This is a genomic window from Pseudomonas sp. 57B-090624, assembly GCF_003234055.1.
Lineage (GTDB): Bacteria > Pseudomonadota > Gammaproteobacteria > Pseudomonadales > Pseudomonadaceae > Metapseudomonas > Metapseudomonas tohonis.
This window is the reverse complement of the sequence record NZ_QKRU01000040.1, coordinates 25,619-47,074: the sequence shown is the minus strand read 5'-3', so window position 1 is coordinate 47,074 and position 21,456 is coordinate 25,619. Positions and strand designations below refer to the sequence as shown.

General features: G+C 69.1%; 18 protein-coding genes and 1 pseudogene. 12 read left to right on the top strand and 7 right to left on the bottom strand.

Features of this window, described 5'->3' with window-relative positions; genetic code table 11:
- Positions 1-2 precede the first annotated feature (2 nt).
- Positions 3-158 (bottom strand): annotated as a pseudogene (locus tag DMX10_RS19155) (general stress protein); the annotation flags it as partial.
- A gap of 294 nt (positions 159-452) precedes the next feature.
- On the opposite strand from DMX10_RS19155, the gene DMX10_RS19150 reads away from it, so the two are divergent.
- Positions 453-677: a PLD nuclease N-terminal domain-containing protein gene (locus DMX10_RS19150; RefSeq protein WP_111262535.1), complete on the top strand. Its 225-nt coding sequence runs from the start codon at positions 453-455 to the stop codon at positions 675-677.
- A gap of 119 nt (positions 678-796) precedes the next feature.
- Here DMX10_RS19150 and DMX10_RS19145 read toward each other — a convergent pair whose 3' ends face one another.
- Complete coding sequence (locus tag DMX10_RS19145; protein ID WP_111262534.1) at positions 797-1,090, bottom strand: hypothetical protein; 294 nt, start codon at positions 1,088-1,090, stop codon at positions 797-799.
- A gap of 355 nt (positions 1,091-1,445) precedes the next feature.
- Here DMX10_RS19145 and DMX10_RS19140 point away from each other — a divergent pair, with 355 nt between their 5' ends.
- Positions 1,446-1,604, top strand: coding sequence for a general stress protein (locus DMX10_RS19140; protein ID WP_111262533.1), 159 nt, complete (start codon positions 1,446-1,448; stop codon positions 1,602-1,604).
- Positions 1,605-1,676: 72 nt separating this feature from the next.
- Here DMX10_RS19140 and DMX10_RS19135 read toward each other — a convergent pair whose 3' ends face one another.
- Positions 1,677-4,250: a PAS domain-containing protein gene (locus DMX10_RS19135; protein WP_218281329.1), complete on the bottom strand. Its 2,574-nt coding sequence runs from the start codon at positions 4,248-4,250 to the stop codon at positions 1,677-1,679.
- A 189-nt stretch (positions 4,251-4,439) separates the two neighbouring features.
- Between DMX10_RS19135 and DMX10_RS19130 the strand changes: the two genes are divergently transcribed.
- Complete coding sequence (locus DMX10_RS19130; protein WP_111262531.1) at positions 4,440-4,652, top strand: hypothetical protein; 213 nt, start codon at positions 4,440-4,442, stop codon at positions 4,650-4,652.
- A 12-nt stretch (positions 4,653-4,664) separates the two neighbouring features.
- Here the strand turns inward: DMX10_RS19130 and DMX10_RS19125 are convergent, their stop codons facing one another.
- The gene (locus DMX10_RS19125; protein WP_111262562.1) at positions 4,665-5,711 is read right to left on the bottom strand and encodes a sensor domain-containing diguanylate cyclase; all 1,047 of its coding nucleotides are present in this window, start codon (positions 5,709-5,711) and stop codon (positions 4,665-4,667) included.
- 357 nt (positions 5,712-6,068) lie between these two features.
- Between DMX10_RS19125 and DMX10_RS19120 the strand changes: the two genes are divergently transcribed.
- The 7 genes from DMX10_RS19120 to DMX10_RS19090 all read left to right on the top strand — a co-directional run bounded on the left by DMX10_RS19120 (position 6,069) and on the right by DMX10_RS19090 (position 15,462).
- Entirely contained in the window at positions 6,069-7,640 is a 1,572-nt protein-coding gene (locus DMX10_RS19120; RefSeq protein ID WP_111262530.1) for a sugar ABC transporter ATP-binding protein, read from the top strand.
- Entirely contained in the window at positions 7,633-8,658 is a 1,026-nt protein-coding gene (locus DMX10_RS19115) for an ABC transporter permease (protein WP_371921708.1), read from the top strand. Before DMX10_RS19120 ends, DMX10_RS19115 begins: the two co-directional genes overlap by 8 nt.
- Before the next feature lie 26 nt (positions 8,659-8,684).
- Entirely contained in the window at positions 8,685-9,740 is a 1,056-nt protein-coding gene (locus DMX10_RS19110; protein WP_111262529.1) for a substrate-binding domain-containing protein, read from the top strand.
- Positions 9,741-9,750: 10 nt separating this feature from the next.
- The gene (locus DMX10_RS19105; RefSeq protein ID WP_111262528.1) at positions 9,751-10,416 is read left to right on the top strand and encodes a sulfite oxidase-like oxidoreductase; all 666 of its coding nucleotides are present in this window, start codon (positions 9,751-9,753) and stop codon (positions 10,414-10,416) included.
- 784 nt (positions 10,417-11,200) lie between these two features.
- Complete coding sequence (locus tag DMX10_RS19100) at positions 11,201-13,588, top strand: TonB-dependent siderophore receptor (protein WP_111262527.1); 2,388 nt, start codon at positions 11,201-11,203, stop codon at positions 13,586-13,588.
- Between the two features lie 48 nt (positions 13,589-13,636).
- Positions 13,637-15,004 (top strand): APC family permease, encoded by a 1,368-nt coding sequence (locus DMX10_RS19095; RefSeq protein ID WP_111262526.1) that lies wholly within the window; start codon positions 13,637-13,639, stop codon positions 15,002-15,004.
- Positions 15,001-15,462: a DUF3574 domain-containing protein gene (locus DMX10_RS19090; RefSeq protein ID WP_178082982.1), complete on the top strand. Its 462-nt coding sequence runs from the start codon at positions 15,001-15,003 to the stop codon at positions 15,460-15,462. The genes DMX10_RS19095 and DMX10_RS19090 overlap by 4 nt, the downstream gene beginning before the upstream one ends.
- 682 nt (positions 15,463-16,144) lie before the next feature.
- Here the strand turns inward: DMX10_RS19090 and speE are convergent.
- The 3 genes from speE to DMX10_RS19075 all read right to left on the bottom strand — a co-directional run bounded on the left by speE (position 16,145) and on the right by DMX10_RS19075 (position 19,099).
- Entirely contained in the window at positions 16,145-16,993 is an 849-nt protein-coding gene (gene speE, locus DMX10_RS19085; RefSeq protein WP_111262525.1) for a polyamine aminopropyltransferase, read from the bottom strand.
- Positions 16,993-17,454, bottom strand: coding sequence for a DUF3574 domain-containing protein (locus tag DMX10_RS19080; RefSeq protein WP_111262524.1), 462 nt, complete (start codon positions 17,452-17,454; stop codon positions 16,993-16,995). Before DMX10_RS19080 ends, speE begins: the two co-directional genes overlap by 1 nt.
- Positions 17,455-18,028: 574 nt before the next feature.
- A complete protein-coding gene (locus DMX10_RS19075) occupies positions 18,029-19,099 on the bottom strand; it encodes a helix-turn-helix domain-containing protein (protein WP_318220804.1) in 1,071 nt (356 codons plus the stop codon).
- 103 nt (positions 19,100-19,202) lie between these two features.
- Between DMX10_RS19075 and DMX10_RS19070 the strand changes: the two genes are divergently transcribed.
- Together DMX10_RS19070 and DMX10_RS19065 are read left to right on the top strand one after the other, a co-directional pair.
- The gene (locus DMX10_RS19070; RefSeq protein WP_111262522.1) at positions 19,203-20,198 is read left to right on the top strand and encodes an ABC transporter substrate-binding protein; all 996 of its coding nucleotides are present in this window, start codon (positions 19,203-19,205) and stop codon (positions 20,196-20,198) included.
- A gap of 61 nt (positions 20,199-20,259) precedes the next feature.
- The gene (locus tag DMX10_RS19065; protein ID WP_111262521.1) at positions 20,260-21,378 is read left to right on the top strand and encodes an aryl-sulfate sulfotransferase; all 1,119 of its coding nucleotides are present in this window, start codon (positions 20,260-20,262) and stop codon (positions 21,376-21,378) included.
- Positions 21,379-21,456: the final 78 nt, after the last annotated feature.

The window sequence follows — 21,456 nt, the reverse complement described above, 5'->3', positions numbered from 1 at the left end:
GATTACGAGCTACGACCGCCGCCGTGGCTCTTCTGGCCGCCCTTGCGGCCCGCCTCGGAAGCGCGCTCGCGATCGTTGGCGAAATTGCCGCCGCTGTTCTGCCCGCCCTTGCGGCCGGCTTCGGAGGCTTTTTCACGGTCGTTGCTGAAGTTGCCAGGGTTCTTGTTGCTCATGGTTCTACTCCTCAGGTGGCAGGCCGGGGTTGGCCTTACCTGAGTTCTGAGCGGGGCCGGCGGAAATTGTTCGACTGGCTTCGCGCTTCGCCAACCCACTGATCGACAAGCGGTTTTTCTGATGGCTGGGCGATGGCGCGGTGATGTGCGGGGGATGTCGCGGGCGCCCGTGACGGGTCGATTTCCTGAACCTGCAGGCGGATGGGCCTTCCAACCGGGTAGGTGGATGGCACGGCGTTGCCTCCGACCGCTCACCGATCCACGACGGAGGTCCCTCTCATGTCAGAACCCTTTTCCTACTTCTGGATCGCCATGGCGGCGATCCTGATCCTGCTGGACCTGTGGGCCATCATCAGCGTCTTCCGTAGCGACAAGAGCGTGGGCACCAAGGCCCTGTGGGCGCTGGGCATCTCGATCTTCCCCATACTCGGCCTGGTCTACTGGGGCATCGCCGGGCCTCGCGGCGTGGTCAGCGGACCCTCGTCGCCGGAGCACAGCAAGTAGCCGGAATTCCACCCGGTCGGCACGAGCCGAGCCGGGTGCGTCACCTTCACCTCCTTATCCACCCCGGGCACTCCACTTGGCCCGCGGTGGATTTTTTTTGGTGGCGTCCGTGCTGGCGATCAGCGCATCCGCATCCAGCTCGGCTCGTCGCTCAACGCGGGGTCATCGTGGGCGGCGAGGAACACCGGCAGGTCACGCCGGGCGATCCACAAGTCGCCCTGCCACTTGAGCACGTTCACCTGCTGGTTGGTCCAGGTCATGCGGGCGCGTAGCGGGGTGGCATCCGGGTCGCGGTGGCGGTCGTACAGGGTCGGCAACACCTCCTCGCTGAGCCAACGGCTGATGCTGCGGTGCTCGGGGTGGTTGAAGCGATACAGCAGGCGGTAGGCGCCGGCTTCACTGATGGCCGGCACCTCCTCGCTGTGACCCTCTCCAACATCTGAAACCGAAGGGGGCAGACCGCGCAGGGTTGACGAACCGGGATACTGGAAACCGGCAGACCTGAAGGTCTCCCCGCGCGGCCTGCCATAAAGCAGGCCGCTTCGAACCGCACGCGCGAGGATGCCTGCAAAAGGTCCGCTGTTGAACCCGTGCACCCTCCGATGCTCACCGTCGGGAAGCAGTCCCGGCCTGATATCGCCTTCCCATCAGAATTACCGTTTATCCATCAATGGCTTAGCGAAGCGGAAATCAGTGCGAACTGTTCGCGGCAGGCTCCATCAGAACTCATGAAGGCCAATTCCGGCCGTTCACAGAAGGAGACATTCCATGACTTCCAACAAGAACCCCGGCAACTTCGCCAATGACCGCGAGAAGGCATCCGAAGCGGGCCGCAAGGGTGGCCAGAGCAATGCGGGCACTCCCGCGAGTGATCGGCAGAAGGCTTCCGATAGCGGCCGCAAGGGTAGCCAGCAAGGCCGTAGCTGACATCGCAGAGGGGGCCCGCTGCGGCGGGTCCTCGCGCCCCTCAACGGCCGCCGGCTTGGCCCGGCGGCCTGCTCAACCCTGTTTCCCGACCAGTTGCGCCACGCGCTCGGCCAGTTCAGCGCGGCGGAAGGGCTTGGCCAGTACCTCGATGCCCTGCGTCTGCGCCGGGGTGAGGTTCGAGTAGCCGGTGATGACCAGCACCGGCAGTGCAGGGGCACGCTGGCGCAGGTCGTCCACCAGCTGTGCGCCGGTGCGGCCCGGCATCAGGTGGTCGGTGACCAGGATGTCCGGCTCCAGGCCGTCGTCCAGGAGGCGCAGCGCGGCGCTGGCCGAGTCGGCCTCGGTGACCCGGTAGCCCAGGTCGCGCAACTGCAGGGCGGTGGTATGACGGACCATTTCCTCATCGTCCACCAGCAGCACATGGGTCGGCCGGGGCGCCTGGGGTTCGTCCACGGGTGCGGCCTGCTCGCCGTCCGCCCGGGCGTGGCCGAGCGGCAGCCAGAGGGTCACCCGCGTGCCGTCGCCCGGCGTCGAGTCGATGCCGATGCCGCCACCCGACTGTGCCGCCAGGCCCTGGACCATGGACAGGCCGAGGCCCGTGCCCTTGCCCACGCCCTTGGTGGAGAAGAAGGGTTCCAGGCAGCGCCCGAGCACCTCCGCGCTCATGCCGCTGCCGTTGTCCTCCACGCTCAGGCTCACGTACTGCCCGGCGGGCACGCCGCTCACCTGGCCCTCGGCCAGGTCGTCCCGCGTGGCGCTGATCACCAGCCGGCCACGGCCGTCCATGGCGTCGCGGGCGTTGACGGCGAGGTTGAGGATGGCGAGTTCGAGCTGGTGCGGGTCGACCGTCACCGCCGGCAGCCGCTCGGGGATGTCCAGCGCCACGTCGATCATCGGCCCCAGCGAGCGCTCCAGCAGGTCGCGCATGTCCTCGACCAGCGTGCGCAAGACCACCGCCTGGGGCTTGAGGGTCTGCCGCCGGGCGAAGGTCAGCAGCCGCCCGACCAGGATGCGCGCGCGGTCCGCGGCCTGCAGCGCGCCGTCGATGAGGCTGCGGCTGCGGTCGTCGTCCAGGCGGCGGCGGATCAGTTCCAGGGAGGCCATGATCGGCGTCAGCAGGTTGTTGAAGTCGTGGGCGATGCCGCCGGTGAGCTGGCCGATGGTTTCCATCTTGCGGGCTTCGTGCAGCTGCGCCAGTGCCGCTTCTCGCTGGGCGACCATGGCGGCGACACGCGCCTCCAGGCCCTCGTTCAGTTCCCGCAACTGGGTTTCGGCGTGCACGCGCGAGCTGATGTCCATGCACACGCAGAGCATGCCGCTGATGCGGCCCTGCTCGTCCACCAGCGGGGTGATCTGGCTGTGCACCCAGGCGGGCCGGCCGTCGGGGCGTCGGTAGCGCTCGGTCAGCTCCACCGGCGAGCCGGCCTCCAGGGCGCGTTGGTGCAGGCTCGACGAGGGGCCGTTGGGGTGGGTGATGTCCTGCTGGCGCAAGCCGAGCAAGGCCTCGCGTGGCCGGCCGACGATCTGGCAGTAGCGGTCGTTGACGCGGGTGAAATTCCAGTTGCGGTCGTACACGGCGATGCCCGCGCTGGCCTGGTCGAACATCGCCGACAGCTGTGCGGAACTGGCATGCAGGGCGCGTTCGGCACGCAGGTGGTTGATCAGCACCCAGGCCAGCTTGGCGGCTTCCTCGACCAGCCGTCGCTCGGGCTCGGAGAAGGCGTGGGGGCGGTCGTGGTGGATCGCCAGCACGGCTTCCAGCTGGCCGTGGCGCATCACCGGCACATGCAGCGTGGCGGCCAGGCCCAGCTCCAGGGCCAGCGCCGTTTCGCCGGAGGCGAGGCCGGTTTCCTGGCGGATGTCCTCACGCGCGACGCTGCCGCCCGCCTGCAGGGCGGCCAGCAGCGAGGCGCCGAAATTGCGGTAGCGGTGGTGGCCGGCAGCGGAGCGCGCGCCGTTCAGGTATTCCTGGCGCACGCTGAAGGTCTGGCCGTCGCTGTTGTCCTCGCCGAACAGCACCCGGGTCGCGCCCAGTTCCTCGCCGAGCCGGCGCACCGTGGTGGCCGCGATCTGCTCCGGATCGCTGATGGAGGGCAGCGTCTGGCCGAGTTCGAGGAGAAAGGCCTGGCGCCGCTCGAAGCGCACGCGCTCGGTGGTCTCGCTGACGATGCACAGCACGCCGCCTACCGAGCCGTCGGCCTCGCGCACCGCCGAATAGGACACGTCGAAATACACCGTCTCGCCCAGGCCGTGGCGTTCGATGTAGAAGGGGCGGTCCTTGGCGGCGAAGGTCTTGCCGGTCTCCAGGACGCCGCGCAGCAGGGGGCCGAGGTCGTCCCACAGCTCGCTCCAGTTTTCCCGGGCCGGTCGCCCCAGGGCCCGCGGGTGCTTGGCGCCGATGCTCGGTGCATAGGCGTCGTTGTACAGCGCCACGAATTCGGGGCCCCAGAACAGCACGATCTGCGCCTGGGCTGGCAGCACCATGGCCATCAGCGTCTTCAGGGCGGCTGACCAGTCCTGCGGCGGGCCGAGGAAGGCCGGGTCGAAATCGCCGCGCAGCAACCGGGCGCCGATCTCGCCGCCGTTGTGGAGGAAGCCGAGGGGGGCGGGGCGCGAGTCGAGGTCGGGGTCGTGAAGCGATGCCATGGTTTCGGTCATGTTCTGCGCTGGGGCGGGTAAACAGCTAAGAGCGGCAAAGCGGTCCGGGCGTTCCGTTGGGATCGCGGCCCGCTGCGTATCGGTAGAAGAAAGCAGTCGCTTCGGCCGGCGGCAAGGCGCGGGGCGGGATACCTCGACTGGTCTACTCTTTTTCTTTCCAGCCAGAGGACGAGACCGATGGAAGACATTCGCCACACCGCCGTGAACGATGCCCTGTGGGTGGCCCTCGAGGCCGTGCTGGCCGCCGCCCTGGACGCGGGGCTGGACCGCGAGCAACTGCTCCGCGCGGCCAAGCGCGAGGCCGCCACCGGGCTGAGCGCCAATGCCGTGCAGGCACCGGAGTTCATCGAGCTGGCGGTGCTGCGCCGGCACATCGGCCCGAAGATCTGAGCGGAGCCCGGCTCAGTGGCGGGTGAGCCGGGTGTCGCACTTGCGCTGCTGCTTGATGCGGTACATCTCGCGGTCCGCACGGCGGATGGCCTCCTCGGCATCGATGCCGTCCGGCAACAAGGCCACCACGCCGGCGCTGGCACCGGCGTAGTCGAGCCGCCCCTGCTCGCCACCCATGTCGTACTGGCCGAGGGTCGCCCTGGCCAGGCGCTGCTGCAGGTGCTCGGCGGCCCGGAGCATCTCGCTCGCCAGGTCCAGCTGCTCGGAGCGCGGGCCCAGGGCGACGACGATGAACTCGTCGCCCCCGGTGCGGCCCAGCATGTCGCTGGTGCGCAGGCTGCCCTGGAGGTTCCTGGCCACCTGGGCGAGGAACAGGTCCCCCGCCTGGTGGCCGTGGGTGTCATTGATCGCCTTGAAGCCGTCGAGATCGACCACGCCCACCAGCAGATAGCGCTCCTCGCGTCGGGCCAGGGCCAGCAGGCGCGGGACCTCGGCGAGGATGGCCCGGCGGTTCCACAGCCCGGTCAGCGCGTCGGTCAGGGCCAGCCTGGCGAGCTCCGCGTTGCTGTTCTGCAACTGCTCGACGAGCATTTCCCGCTCCAGGGAAATGCTCAGCAGCCCGGACAGCAGCATCAGCGTGGGCTGTACCTCCGGGGCGTGCTCGATCTGGCTGGAGCTGGCGGCGCAGATGGTCCCCAGCAGACGACCGTCGCGCGCTCGCAACGGCGCGCTGGCATAGGTGCGGATGCCCAGCGCCCTGGCGGCGTCCGAATCCCCCCAGCACTCGGACACGTCGTTCGAGTAGAGGCGGTTCTCGGCCAGCGCACGCTTGCAGAGGGTGTCGTCCCAGGGCACTGAAAGCCCTTCGGGGATTTCCATCTCCCCCGCGTTGCGGGCGAATTCCACCCGCTGGGTGCCGGCGTCGAGGTCGATGGTGGTGAGGTAGGTCGATTCCATGCCGGTGACGCGGCTGAGCAGGGTCAGCAACGGACGGGTCAATTGCTCGACCGTCTTGGCCTCTGGAACGGTTTCAGAAAGAAGGGACAGTAGATTTTCCATGCTGAACTTCACTGGCGCATGACGGCGAGAATTGTTGCTCAACCTCCTTCCCGGTGAGTAGCTCCGTGATATCGCGGTCTTCGATTATGCAGATTAGTCGACTTTTTCCGCGGCTTCGCTTGGCCGCGACCAACGACCAAACGCGGCCTCGCGGGGGGCTTCGTACCTCAACCCAACCTACGGGTCACTCCGGTTCCTGCCGATGCCTCGGCCACCGGCGCGCCTCTTATATCCATATGCGAATCGGTTATTTATTTTTCGGCTTAATGGTTATTTAGGCTATATGCGCCTCAACGAGGCGGTGCCGCTGAGAGCGCCGTCCCTGACGCATTCCTTCCGTTGCCTGCCGAGATCTCCATGACCGCTTCGATAGCCGCCCGCCCTGATGCCTTGGCCAGTGCCCTGGTCAGTGCCCGGGCGCTGGGCAAGTCGTTCGGCGCCAGCCCCGTGCTCCAGGGCATCGACCTCGACCTGTTTCCCGGGGAAGTGGTGGCGCTGCTGGGGGCCAACGGTGCCGGCAAGTCGACCCTGGTCAAGGTGCTCGCCGGCAGCCATGGCCACGACGCCGGCGAATTGCGCGTGCAGGGCAGGGCGGTGCGCTTCGCCTCCCCCCAGGCGGCGCGCCGTGCCGGGATCGTCGCCGTGCACCAGCACGTGGACGACGCGGTGGTGCCGGGTCTGAGCGTGGCGGAGAACCTGGTGCTGGATGAACTCTGCCAGCCTGGCAATGGCGTCTGGGCCGGGCGTGGGCGGTTGCGTGAGCGCGCCGCGCAGATCGCCGCCGGGCTCGATCTGCACCTGCCGCTGGATGCGCCCATCGAATCGCTGGGCACCGCCGAGCGGCAACTGGTGGTGCTGGCCCGCGCCCTGGCGCTGGAGCCGCGCCTGCTGATCCTCGACGAGCCCACCGCATCGCTGTCGGCCAGCGAGGCCGAGCGCCTGTTCGCATTGATCGACCGCCTGCGCCAACGCGGCGTGGTGATCCTCTACATCTCCCATCGCCTGTCCGACCTGCAGCGCATCGCCGACCGCGCCATCGTCCTGCGGGACGGGCGCCTGGCCGGCGAGTTCGCCGCGCCGCTGGACCTCGCCGCCGCCGTGGTGGCGATGCTCGGTTCGGCCCTGGCGGCGGTCACGCTGGAGCGCCACGCCCCCGGCCGCGAGGTGCTGGCGGTGCGCGGATGCCGGCTCGATGCGCGCAGTGCGCCCTTCGACCTCAGCCTGCACGAGGGCGAGGTGGTGGCGCTCACCGGCCTGCTCGGCGCCGGCAAGAGCGAGATCGCCGAGCTGCTGTTCGGCCTGCGCCGCGCCGCTGCCGGGCACATCACCCTCGACGGCCAGCACTGGGCGCCGGCCACGCCACGCCAGGCCATCGCCGGGGGCGTGTTCATGGCCATCGAGGACCGCACGCGCGGTTCCCTGGTGCCGGGCTTCTCCCTGGCACGCACCCTGACCTTGCCGTTTCTCGCGCGCTTCAGCCGCGCCGGTTTCATCGACCGCCGCGCCGAGCGCGACGCTGTGCAGGCCCAGGTGCAGGCGCTGGGCATCAAGTGCGCGGGCATCGAGGTGCCCATGGACACCCTTTCCGGCGGCAACCAGCAGAAGGTGGTGCTGGCCCGCTGGCTGCTCGGCGAGGGCCGTGTGCTGATCCTCGACGAGCCTTTCCAGGGCGTGGACATCCGCGCCCGCCGCGAGATCGGCGCGCGCATCCGCGCCAGCGCTGCCGGCCGCGCCACGCTGGTGATCTGCACCGACCCCGACGAGGCGCTGGAGATCGCCGACCGCATCCTGGTGGTGCGCGATGGCGCCGTGGTCGGTGGCCATGCCAACGACGGCCTGCAACGCGCCGACCTGGTGGCGCAGCTGGCCGGCGTCCCTGAGCACCCCCTTCCCGACTACCCGCATCGCCAAGGAGCCGCGCGTGCCTGAATCCTCTTTGCCTTCCTCCTTCACCCCGCCCCTGGGGGCGACGCTGCTGCGCCTGGCCATCCACTACGGCCTGTTGCTGCTGCTGGGGCTGATCCTGGTGCTGTTCGCCGTGCTGGAGCCGGCGTTCCTGCGGGTGGGCAACCTGTTCATCATCCTGCAGTCGGTGTCCATCGTCGCGCTGCTGGCCCTGGGCGTGACCCTGACCATGGCGGTGGGCGGGCTGGACCTGTCCATCGGCGCGGTGGCGGCCATGAGCCTGATGTGCGCCAGCTACGTGATGGTGGTGCTCGGCTGGGGGCCGCTGCCGGCGGTGGCCATAAGCCTGGCCTGCGGCGCGCTGGTGGGGCTGCTCAACGGTTTTCTCATCGTGCGCCTGGGCGTGCCGGACATCCTCGCCACCCTCGGCAGCATGTTCCTGGTCATCGGCCTGCAACTGATCCCCACCGGCGGCCGCTCCATCGCCGTCGGCATGACCCTGCCCAGCGGCGACGAGGCCGCAGGCAGCTTCAGCGCCGCCTTCCTCGCTCTCGGCCGCGCGCGCCTGTGGGACACGGTGCCGGTGCCAGTGGTGGTGATGCTGGTGGTGGCGCTGCTGGTGTGGGCCTTCCTCGAACGCACGCGCTTCGGCCGGGTGTTCTACGCCATCGGCGGCAACGAGCGCGCCGCGCGCCTGGCCGGTGCCCCGGTGGAGCGCTACAAGCTGCTGGCCTACGTGCTGTCCGCCTCGCTGGCCTCGCTCGGCGGCCTGCTGCTGGCGGCCCGCCTGGGGCGCGGCGACGTCAGCTCCGGCAACGGCCTGGTGCTCGACGCCCTGGGCGCCGCACTGATCGGCTTCGCCGTGCTCGGTGCGCGCAAGCCCAACGCCTTCGGCACCCTGGTCGGCGCCTTGCTGGTGGCGACCCTGCTCAACGGCCTGACCATGCTCAACGCGCCTTACTACGCCCAGGACTTCGTCAAGGGCGCGGTGCTGGTGCTGGCGCTGATGTTCACCTTCGGCCTCGCCCAACGCGCGCGCTGAACCCTCTTCAGAAAAAGGAACCCGACATGCCTGCATTGATCAACCGCGCCCTGCGTCGCCTCGCGGCCGGCGCCCTGGCCCTGTCCCTCGCCTCCGGCGCCAGCGCCGCCGGCATCGAGGGTGCCCCGGTCCCCTTCGACAAGGGCGGCGTACGCATCGCCCTGGTCGGCTACCTGTTCTCCGGCGACTTCCCCGAGGCCTACCTGCGCGGCGTGGAGAAGCTGTCCAGGGCCCTGGGCGTCGACCTGCGCCTGTTCGATGCCCGCCAGCAGGCAGCGACCCAGCGCGAGCAGCTGGAGCAGGCGATCGACCTGGGCGTGGACGGCATCATCGTCCAGCTCGGCCTCGCCGAAACTCTCAAGGACACCGTCGACAAGGCCGTGGCCAAGGGCATCAAGGTGGTGGCCTTCGACGTCGAGCTGGGCAACCCCGGCGTGACCCAGATCGAGCAGGACCACCACGCCCTGGCGCAGCTGGCCCTGGACCAGGCGCTTAAGGACAACGGCAACGCCTTCCAGGCCGGCTACGTGTTTATCGGCGGCTTCACGCCCATGGAGCGTCGCGACGAGATCTGGCGCCAGGTCAAGGCGGCCAACCCCGGCATCGTCGAGAAGGCCCGCTTCGGCACGCTCAACCCGCCCATCGCCAACTCGGTGGCGGACCAGGCCAGCGCCGTGCTGCGCGCCAACCCCGGCCTGCAGGTGATCTTCGCGCCCTTCGACGAGTTCGCCAAAGGCGCCAAGATCGCCGTCGACGAAGCCGGCCTGGGCGAGCAGGTGAAGATCTACAGTGCCGACATCTCCACCGCCGACATCCAGATCATGAAGGAGCCGGGCAGCGCCTGGGCCGCCACTGCCGCGGTGAACCCGGAAGTGGCCGGCGCCATCAGCGTGCGCACCCTGGCCCAGCGCATCGCCGGGGAAGAGACCGGCCCCCGCGTGCAGGTGCCCGCCACCCTGATCACCCGCCAGCAGCTGCTGGACCTGGACGTGAAGAACGTGCGCGACCTGGCGCAGAAGCTGCCGGCCTTCGGCGAGTCGGCCAGCGTCGCCCGCTCGCCGTGGATTCCCCTGGCCGACTGAGGCGAGCGACATGCACGACAAGGCATCGCGGTTGCGCAAGGCGAGGGCGGTGAAGAACGACCCGGCCCACGGCACGCGCCTGCCGCCGGGGCAGGTGCTCACCGAGCGCTTCCCCATCCTCCACGAGGGCGAGGTGCCCCGGTACGCGTTGGCCGACTGGTCGCTGCGGCTGCACGGCGCGCTGTCCAGGCCCCTGGAGCTGCGCTTCGACGACCTGTTGCAGCTGCCGCAGCGCGAGGTGCGCTGCGACATCCACTGCGTCACCCGCTGGTCGAAGTTCGACACCCGCTGGCGCGGCGTGCACCTGGGCGACCTGCTGCAGGCCCACGGCATCGAGCCGCAGGGCGCCTTCGTCATGGCCCACGCCGACACGGACTACCAGACCAACCTCGCCCTGGCCGACCTGCTGCATCCCGACAGCCTGCTGGCGCTGGCCTACGACGACCAGCCGCTGACGCCCCAGCACGGCTGGCCGCTGCGCCTGCTGGTGGCCGGGCGCTATTTCTGGAAGAGCGCCAAGTGGCTGCGCGCCCTGGAGTTCACCACCGAGGAGGCGTCGGGCTTCTGGGAGCGCAACGGCTTCCACCTGCACGCCGACCCCTTCCTCGAACAGCGCTTCTCCGGCGAGGCGCTGGACATCCCCGAGGACGAATGGCAACGCAAGGCGTACGACTGAGCAGGGAAGGGCGGTGAGCCTCCGGCACCTGTAGGGTGGAGGTCGCTTTTTACCTCCACCCGCGGAGTTGGGTTCGGCACCCAGCAGGCACCGTGCATGACCGTAGGATGGGTAGAGCGCAGCGAAACCCATCACCGCAATGCCATATCCGCACCAACGCATGGTCCCGCTCGAAACTCATGTGGTGCGTAGGGTGGAGGTCGCTTTTTACCTCCACCAGCGGAGTTGGGATCGGCACCCGGCAGCATGGGTTTCGCGTAGCTCTACCCATCCTACGATTGAGAGTGCCTCCTGCCTCATCAGCGCAATACCGTATTCCGCATTTATTAAAAGACCTTTATCGGAATTGATTTAGTTGCTTTTTTTACAACTAACTTCACTTCAGAAACTGTCATTTCATTGTTGCTCCAGCAACACCTGTTGCTGCTGTAGCAGCAACTTTCTCGATTTCGCTTATAAGCCGGCTGTGCGATATAACCTAAGTGTTATTCGTTATTTTGCCCGTCCGTCGGGCTCGTCTAGGATCGGGCTCCAGGACACCCCATCAGGCATGGATGCCGCCCAAGAACGAGATACCAGGCCACCTCGCAAAGAGGCAGGACCCGGTCGGCACTGCCCCCGTTGCACGACGAATCAGAACGTGCCGCCGCTGTTAAGCGGGCGCTTCCGTTCAACTTCGCGATGGCAACTTGAAGACCATTTAAAACAGCATCCATCTGTCGGGACGGCAACTTCCAGTGGTTGGCCAACTGCCCGTCAAAAGTGCGACCAAGGAGTAATTCGCATGCATCGCCGTTCCTTCCCCTTGTTGGGCGCCGCCGTGCTCACGGCATTGGCGCAAGCCCCCGCACACGCCCAGGAAGCCACCAGCAGCGCCGACGATTCGACCCGCCTCGGCACCGTGCTGGTCACCGGCACCCGCGCCAAGAACCGCACCGTGCTCGATTCGCCCGTACCGGTGGACGTGCTCACCGCCGAGGACCTGAAGTCCACCGGCGCGGTCAACGGCGAACTGGGCCAGGCCCTGCAGACGCTGCTGCCGTCCTTCAGCCTGCCGCGCCAGTCCAACTCCGGCGGCGCCGACCACGTGCGTGCCGCCCAGCTGCGCGGCATGAGCCCGGACCAGGTGCTGGTGCTGGTCAACGGCAAGCGCCGCCACACCTCGGCACTGGTCAACGATTCCTCGAAGATCGGCCGAGGTACCGCCCCGGTGGACTTCAACTCCATCCCCATCAGCGCGGTGAAACGCATCGAAGTGCTGCGTGATGGTGCCGGCGCCCAGTACGGTTCCGATGCCATCGCCGGGGTGATCAACATCATCCTCGACGACGCCCCCGAAGGCGGCGAGGTCTCCACCACCTACGGCGCGTACCACACCCACCAGAGCGCCATCCACGAGACCACCACCGACGGCCAGAACAGCGCCACCACGGCCAAGATCGGCGCGCGCCTGGGCGAGGACGGTGGCTTCATCCGCGGCGGAGCCGAATACAAGGACCGCAACCCCACCAACCGTGCCGGCTTCGACGGCTTCGCCGACACCCCCGGCCAGCGCAACTACGTGATGGGCGACGGCGACGCCCGCGACATCAACACCTGGTTCAACGGCAAGCTGCCCCTGGGCGACATCGAGGCCTACACCTTCGGCACCTACAACCACCGCACCACCACCGGTGCCGAGTTCTACCGCTACCCCAGCGAGCAGCCGGCGTTCTACCCCAACGGCTTCCTGCCGCAGTCCCTCGGCACCAACCAGGACCTGTCCCTCACCGGCGGCTTCAAGGGCCTGATCGGCGAAGACTGGGACTACGACGCCAGCCTCACCCACGGCCGAAACCTGTTCGAATCCGCCACCAAGCGCACCCTCAACGCCTCCCTCGGCGCCGCCTCACCGACCCGCTTCGACACCGGCGAGTACGAGCTGCGCCAGACCGTAGGCAACCTCGACTTCACCCGCGAGCTGAGCCTGCTGGGCACGTCCTTCGCCCTGGCCCTGGGCGGCGAGTACCGCTACGAGAACTACCTGACCCGCGCCGGCGACGAGGCCTCCTACGTGGGCACCGGCGCCGACGGTGCCAGCGGCCTGCGCCCCAGCGAGGAGGTGGACCTGGACCGCAACGTGTTCGGCACCTACGCCGAGCTCTCGGGCGACCTCACCGACCGCCTGTTCGTCGATGCCGCCACCCGCTGGGAGCGCTACGACGATGCCGGCAGCAAGCTCACCGGCAAGCTCAGCGGCCGCTACCGCCTGACCGACGCCGTGGCCCTGCGTGGCGCCGTGTCCAACAACTTCCGCGCGCCGTCCCTGGCCCAGGTGGGCTTCCAGCACACCACCAGCAACTTCGGCACCGGCGGCACCCTCACCGACATCCGCGTGCTCTCGGTCAACGACCCCATCGCCCGCGCCCTGGGTGCCGAGAGCCTGGACCCGGAAACCTCGAAGAACTTCAGCATCGGCCTCACCGCCCAGCTGAGCGAGCGCTTCGACCTGTCGTTCGACGTGTTCCGCATCGACGTGAAGGACCGCATCACCCTGTCCCAGCGCATCGGCAGCGACGCCCTGGAGCAGTACGTGCTGGACAACTTCGGCGTGGCCGGGGTGCACGACGTCAACTTCTTCACCAACGCCGCCGACACCCGCACCGATGGCGCCGAGCTGGTGCTCAACTACCACCAGCCCTTCGCCGACGGCCAGCTGGGGGTGACCACCGCCTACACCTACAACCACACCAAGGTCACCGCCACCAAGGGCACGCCGTCGCAGCTGGCCGCCCTGGGCATCGGCAACGACGCGCTGGTGGGCGTGGAGGAGCGCAACACCCTCACCGACGCCGCACCGCGTGATCGCTTCGTGCTCTCCACCACCTGGAGCAACGCCAACTGGAGCCTGCTGGGCCGCCTCACCCGCCAGGGCGAGACCACCCGCGTGTTCGATTTCGGTACCTCGCAGCCGGAGCAGACCTACGACGCCGTGTGGCAGCTGGATGCCGAGGTGCAATACAAGTTCACCCCGCAGTTCAGCGTCGCCCTGGGCGGCAACAACCTCACCGACCAGTACCCGGAGCGTTCCAGCTCGGAGATCAACTACGGCGGCAACCTGCCGTACGACGTGCTCTCGCCGGTCGGCTCCAACGGCGCGTACTACTACGCCCGCGCCACCTACGGCTTCTGACCGAGCCGGCCGCCCACCCGGGCGGCCAGGCCCCTGCCGGAGGCGGGCATGAGCGACACCCCAAGCGCCGGGCCACGGCGTCACCTCGGCGTGCTGCAGGCGCTGCTGGTGACCCTGGGCATGGTGATCACCACCGATATCCTCAAGACCGCGCCCACCGTGGCGCTCAACGTCGGCGCCGAGCATTTCTACCTGGTGTGGGTGCTAGGCGGCCTGCTGTCCATGGTCGGCGCGCTGTGCTTCGCCGAAATGGCCACGGCCTTTCCCCACCCCGGCGGCGACTACCACTTCCTTCACCGCGCCTACGGCGAGCGGGTGGGCTTCCTCTTCGCCTGGTCGCGCTTCGCCGTGCTGCACACCGGCTGGATCGCGCTCTCGGCCTTTCTCTTCGCCGACTACTTCACCGCCGTGCTGCCCCTCGGGCACCACGGCGCAGGGCTGTTCGCCGGGGCACTGATCGTCGCCCTGGTGCTGGTCAACCTGCTCGGCGTGCGGGTCGGCTTCCTCACCCAGACACTGCTGGTGAGCCTGCTCACCCTGGGCTTCCTGACCATCGTCTCGGGCGGCGCCTGGCTGGCCTGGCAGGGCGTCGCGGTGCTGCCGCCGAGCAATCCGCTGCCGCCGGAAAGCGGCGGGGTGGCGGGCTTCTCGGCGGCGATGATCTTCGTCTTCCTCGCCTTCGGTGGCTGGAGCGACGCGGCCACGCTGTCGGCGGAGATCCGTGACGGCCGGCGCGGCCTCTTCATCGCCATGCTCGGCGCGCTGCTGCTCCTGCTGGGCATCTACCTGGCGCTGAACTGGGCCTTCATCCAGGGCCTGGGGTTCGATGGCCTGGCGGCCAGCGGCGCACCGGCGGTGGAGCTGCTGGGCCGCGCCTTCGGCGCACCGGGTGTCGGCGTGATCCTGCTGGTGGTGGGCGTTTCCGCCGTGGCCAGCATCAACTCCACGCTGATGGTCGGTGCCCGCACCACCTACGCCGCCGCCCGCGACGTGCCCTCGCTGCACCGCCTCGGCCACTGGGACGACAGCCACGGCGTGCCGCGCCGTGCACTGCTCGCCGAAGGCGGCGTGGCGCTGCTGCTGGTGGCCTTCGGCAGCTTCGCCGAGAGCGGCTTCAACGCCATGGTGGAGTACATGACCCCGGTCTACTGGCTGTTCATGGCCCTCAGCAGCCTGGCGCTGATCATCCTCCGCCGTCGCCACCCCGAGGTGCCGAGGCCGGTGCGGGTGCCGCTCTATCCGCTGCTGCCGCTGCTGTTCTTCGCCCTGTGCCTGTACATGCTCTGGTCGAGCCTGGCCTATGTCGGCTACGGCGCCTTCGTCGGCGTCGCCGTGCTCGCCCTGGGCGCGCTGTTGCAGGGGCTGCTGGTTTGGCGCGGTGGTTCGGTGGCTGGCGAAGGCGAGGTGCTCTCATGACTGTCTGGAAACTTCTACGCGGGCCGGTGGTGATCGCCCTGGTGGCATCCCTGGCCGGTGCCGCACTGCTGCTGGCAAGCCGCAGCCCACTGGCCGGCGACGGCCACCCACGGGAGCACGCCATGCTGCGCACCGAGCTCTACTTCGGCGCCATCGAGCCTGCGGCGTGGGAGCGCTTCCTCGCCGAGGAGGTGACGCCGCGCTTCCCCGACGGCCTCAGCTGGTACGACGTCAACGGCCAGTGGCGTGGGCCCAGCGGCAAGCCGGAGAAGCTGCCCTCGCGCATCCTCCTGCTGATCCACGCCGACAACGCCGCCAACCGCGAGGCCCTGGCCGAGATCGGCGCGCTGTTCCTCGCCCGGTACGGCATGGCGGTGCTCAAGGTCTCCAGCCCCGTCACCGCCAGCGACCCCGACTGGACCGACGACCGCGTGAAGAACCGCCAGCTGGCGCCCTGAAATCAGCGCACGGTGCGGGGCCAGACGTAGGGTGGATGACGCTCTTTTCATCCACCAAGCGGAGTGACCGGCGAGCCCGAAAGGTGGACCGATAGAGCGCGGTCCACCCTACGCCCGGATAATTGCTGTGGCTCTGAAATGATGGGTTTCGCTGCGCTCTACGCCATCCTACGGGGCGTGTTTGCGGGCACATGTCGCAGGCAGACGTAGGGTGGATGACGCTCTTTCCATCCACCACGCGGAGTGGCCGGCGAGCCCGAAAGGTGGACCGATAGAGCGCGGTCCACCCTACGCCCGGATAATCGCTGTGGCTCCGAAATGATGGGTTTCGCTACGCTCTACGCCATCCTACGGGGCGTGTTTGCGGGCACATGTCGCAGGCAGACGTAGGGTGGATGACGCTCTTTTCATCCACCAAGCGGAGTGGCCGGCGAGCCCGAAAGGTGGACCGATAGAGCGCGGTCCACCCTCTACGCCCAGGTAACCGCTGTGGCTGCGGAATGATGGGTTTCGCTGCGCTCTACGCCATCCTACGAGTCGTGTTTGCGGGCACATGTTGCGGGTAGATGTAGGGTGGATGGCGCTCTTTCCATCCACCACGCGGAGTGGCCGGCGAGCACGAACGGTGGACCGATGAAGCGCGGTCCACCCTACGTCTGGCTCGGCGCCTGCGCGGGGAAATTCACCCTTCGATCAACGCGCGCATGTACTGCGGCAAGGCGAATGCGGCCTGGTGCACCTCGGCGTTGTAGTAGCGGGTGCGCAGGCCGCTGGCGGCGAAGCGTTGCTGCAGGGTGGCGAGGTCGGTGGCGCGGGCGCGGTGGCTGTTGCTGGCCCAGCCGAAGCTCATGGCGCCGCCGATGTAGGTGGGCACCGCCGCGAGGAAGAAGCCCCAGTCGGCGAAGGTGGCCGCCAGGTGGCGCGCGGTGCCGCTCAGCTCGTCCGGCTGCAGGAAGGGCACGCCGTTCTGGGTGGCGAGCACGCCGTCGGGGGTCAGGCAGCGCTGGCAGTTGCGGTAGAAGTCGGCGCCGAACAGGCTGCTGGCGGGGCCGCCCGGGTCGGTGGAGTCGCTGATGATCACATCGAAGCGCTCCTCGGTGGTGGCGACGAAATCCAGCCCGTCGCCGATCACCAGGCGCAGGCGCGGGTCGTCCAGCGCGCCGGCCGAATGCAGCGGCAGGTGCTCGCGGCACAGCGCGATCACCTCGGCGTCGATCTCCACCGCGACGATCTCCTCGATGCCGGCATGGCGCACGATCTCGCGCAGGATGCCGCCGTCCCCGACGCCGATCACCAGCACCCGGCGCACCGCGCCGTGGGCGAGGATCGGCACGTGGGCGAGCATCTCGTGGTAGATGAATTCGTCGGCCTCGGTGGTCTGCACCACGCCGTCCAGGGCCATGACGCGGCCGAAGCGGGCGTTGCGGAAGATCACCAGATGCTGCTGGTCGGTATGGCCTTCATGCAGCAGCTCGTCGATGCGCAGCTGCTGGCCGTAGCCCTCGTAGAGGGTTTCCCGGTAGTCGGCCATCAGAACGACACGTCCGCCGGTTGCGACAGGCGCAGCACCGAGAGGTCGCCGGTGATGCGCTTCCAGGCCAGGCGGATGGCTTCGATATCGGCGTCGTGGCGCGGGGTGTCCTCGTGGAGGATGACGATGACCTTGGTGCTCAGGCGCTCGGGCTGCGCCGCGCCCTTGTCGCGCCACTGGCCGTAGGCGTCATAGGCGGTGAAGCCGTCGGGGAAGCGCGCCGTCACCTCCTGGTCGATGAACTCGCGCCAGCGCGCCGGGCTGACGCTGCCCGGGCCACCCTCCAGCGGGCCCACGGAGAAATACAGCTCGGTGCGCAGCCAATGCGCCTGCGCCGGCCGCGAGGCGTCGCCCTGCAGGGTGGAGCTGGTGGGGTTGGTGGTGTGGACCGACGCGGGCGGCGTCGCCGCGCATCCCGCCAGGGCAAGGAGCAGGGCGGGGAACAACAGGCGAGGGGACATGCGGGAATCCTTGTGCGAGCACGCTTCCGGACGTGCGGGGAGGGCTGGGGTACGCACTATAGAGCGCCCCGTTAATTCCCTGAAGGATGTAAAAATTAGATTGATAGATCGTTAGCGCATAACGATTCGCTGTTACCGCAACGTGCCGCTTAGGGCCGATCGTACGTCGACTGCGGGGGCGGCCGCAGGGGCGACTGTAAGGGCGACTTCAGTCGCCAAGCAGCCCGCAGGGCTGCCCTCCCACGGTGTTCCCCGGGGCACTGCGGGTGCTCGCCGGCCACCCCGCTGGTGGATGAAAAGAGCGTCATCCACCCTACAGGGCCGCACTTGTAGGATGGGTAGAGCGCAGCGAAACCCATCATTTCGACGGCACAGCGGTTATCCGGGCGTAGGGTGGACCACGCTTCATCGGTCCACCTTTCACGCTCGCCGGCCACTCCGCTGGTGGATGAAAAGAGCGTCATCCACCCTACGCAGGGTCAGCTCTGCGCGGCGGTACAGCATGGGTTTCGCACGGCTCTACCCATCCTACGTGTGGGAGCGGCTTCAGCCGCGAAAGACTTGCCGCCGGCCCCTACTGCGCCAACTGCTCCAGGGTGATGGCGAGGCGGTTGTCGTGGCGGTAGCCGGTCTGGCCCTGGGCGGGGAGGCTGTCGCTCTGTTGCGGGGCGCGGGCCTGGGCGCGGTAGGCAAGGGGGCTGGTGCCGAGCTGGCGCTGGAAGCTGCGGCGCATGCGTTCCTCGTTGCCGAAGCCGGTGGTCTCGGCGATGCGCTTGATGGGCTCGGCGCTGGTTTCCAGCAGCCGGCAGGCGGCTTCCAGGCGCAGGGTCTCCACGGCCTGGGCCGGGGTGCCGCCGGTGGCGGCGGCATAGGCGCGGGCGAAGTGGCGCGGGCTCATGCCGACGCGTTCGGCCAGGCGCTCGACGCGCAGGTCGGCGTCGAGGTTCTCGGCCATCCAGGCGTGCAGGCGCACCAGGCGCAGGTCACGGTCGCTGCGCAGGGCATCGCTCTGCGCCTTGAGCGAGGCGCTGAGCTGCGGCTGCTCGGCCGAGCGGTGGATGAACAGGGTGAAGTAGCGTGCCAGCGCCAGGGCGGCGTGGGGGCCGAGGTCCTGCTCCAGCAGGGCGAGGCCGAGGTCGATGCCCGCCGAGGCGCCGCCGCAGGTCCACAGGTTGTCGTCGTGCAGGTACAGCGCGTCGCGTTCCACGCGCAGCGCCGGGTAGCCCTGTTGCAGGTCCTCGGCGAACTTCCAGTGGGTCACCACGCGGCGCCCGTCCAGCAGGCCGGCGGCGGCCAGGGCGAAGGCGCCGGTGCCCACCGAGCACAGGCGGCGGGCGCTGGGGGCATGGCGGCGCAGCCAGGCGATGGCGTCGGCATCGGTCTCCAGCCGCGACACGCCCGGCCCGCCGATGACGATCAGCGTGTCGATGTCCGGCACCTCGCGCGCCACCTGCTCCAGCGAGCGGGTGCACACCTGGATGCCGGAAATGGTCTCGATCTCGCCGCCCTCGGGGGAGGCCAGCACCACGCGGTAGGGCGGGTGCTCGGCCAGCTCGCCACCGAGCACGCGGGGCGCGGCGGCGAACACCTCCAGGGGCCCGGCGGCATTCAGCAGCAGGGCGCCGGGGAAGGCCAGGACCAGCACGGAGCGGGGCGCCGCGATGGCAGAAAAGGTGGGGTGTTTGACATGGAGGCGAGCGCGGGGCGTCGACATACTGGGGCCAGCCTTGATTCAGAGACCCGCGACGATGCGCCGATTCCTTTCCGCTGCCAAGCACCTGCCGCTGCTCGCCCTGCTGTGCGCCGGGCCGGCCCACGCCGAGCCGTCGCCCCTTGCGGCCCGGCCCGCCACCGAACTGGCCGGCGCCGAGTTGGAGGTGGGCGACCAGAGCGGCCTGATCCAGGCGCTGCTGGCGGCGGCGGGCGAGGACCGCGACCTGCCGTACCGCCTCGACTGGCACCCCTTCACCGCCGGGCCGGCGCTGATGGAGGCGCTCAACGCCGCCGCCGTGGACGTGGGCGTGGTGGGCAATGCGCCGCCGGTGTTCGCCCAGGCCGGTGGCTTCGACGTGCGCATCATCGCCGCCGCCGAAGGCGCGCAGAACAACAACGCGCTGCTGGTACCGGCGGATTCGCCCCTGCACAGCGTCGCCGAGCTCAAGGGCAAGCGCGTCGCCGTGGCCAAGGGCTCCAGCGGTCACTACCTGCTGCTGGCCGCGCTGGCCGGCGCGGGGCTGAAGATCGGTGATATCCAGGTGCTCTACGCCAGCCCCGTGGATGCGCAGAACGCCTTCGCCAGCGGCCGCCTGGATGCCTGGGCGGTGTGGTACCCCTTCGTCGGCCAGGCCACCTCGCGGGGCGCGCGACACCTGGTGGATGGCAGCCCCTGGCCTGAGACCGGCCTCAACTTCACCGTCGCCAGCCTGGCGGCCTTGCACGACCCGCTGAAGGCCGATCTGCTGGGCGACTTCGTCCAGCGCCTGGCCCGCGCCCAGGCCTGGGCCACTGCCAACCCCGGTCCCTGGGCGGAGCACCTGGCCGGTGTCACCCGCCTGCCGCTGCCCCTGGTGCAGGAGATGCTGCAGCAGCAGAGCCTGCGCTACGTGCCCCTGGACGGCCGCGTCAGCGCCCTGCAACAGCGCCTGGCCGACGCCTTCGCCGAGGCGCGGCTGATCCCCCGGCCGCTGCAGGTGGGCGAGGCCTTCGACGACCGCTACAACCGCCTGCTGCCCAGCGCCCACTGACCCCCAGCCCGACCGCCATGCCACACCTGCCGGCAGGGCGGCGCTCACCCGGAGAAACCCCATGTCCCCACTCGATTCCACCACCCTGCGCCGCCACTCCACCGGCCTGATCGCCGTCGACCACGAGCGCAGCGCCGGCGGCTACACCCTGTTCGCCCCGCAGACCGCCGGCGGCAAGGTCTTCCTCATCGACATCGACGGCAACGAGGTGCACCGCTGGCAACTGCCGCAGCGCCCCGGCCGCGATGCGGTGCTGCTGGCCAACGGCAACCTCGGCTACAACGGCAACCACCCGGACTCGCCCGAGCTGTTCCCAGGCTGGTCGGTGTGGCACGGCGGCGCCTTCTCCGAGGTGACCCCGGAGGGCGAGGTGGTCTGGCAGCACACCGATCTCGCCCACCACCACGACGCCCAGTGGCTGGCCAACGGCAACCTGCTCTACACCACCGCCGAGCCGTTGCCGAAGGCCATCGCCGCGCGCGTGCTGGGCGGCATTCCCGGCAGCGAGGCGCCGGGCGGAGTGATCTATGGCGACGTGGTCAAGGAAGTCGACCGCACCGGCACCACCCTCTGGGAATGGCGCAGCTGGGAGCACCTGGCGCCGGAAGACTACCCGCTGCACGACTGCTTCGAGCGCTACCACTGGCCGATGACCAACGCGGTGAGCCCGGGGCGCGACGGCAAGGTGATCCTCAGCCTGCGCAGCGTGTCCTCGGTGATCGCCGTGGAGCGGGCCAGCGGCCGCGTGCTCTGGCGCCTGGGCCACGACATCGTCGCCCAGCAGCATTGCCCCAGTGAGCTGGAGGACGGCCGCGTGCTGGTGTTCGACAACGGCATCTCGCGCCCGCACATCTCCATGCCCCATTCGCGGGTGATCGAGGTCGACCCCATCGCCCAGCGCATCGAATGGCAGTACGCCGACACCCCCGGCTACGCCTTCTTCACCCCCTTCATGGGCGGTGCCCAGCGCCTGGAGAACGGCAACACGCTGATCACCGAGGCCAACTTCGGCCGGCTGTTCGAGGTCACCCGCGAGGGCGCCGTGGTGTGGGAGTACATCAACCCGCATTTCGCCGCCTACCCGGACGCCGCCTCGCGGGCCTACCTGCCGGGCGAGAACAACGCCATCTTCCGCGCGCACCGCTACCCGGCGCGGGACATTCCCTGGCTGCGCGGCTGACCGCGCGGCCTCACCCATCCACCCACGACAAGCACCCGATCACGCTTACGCAGACCACGCGCAGCGAGGGTCCACTCA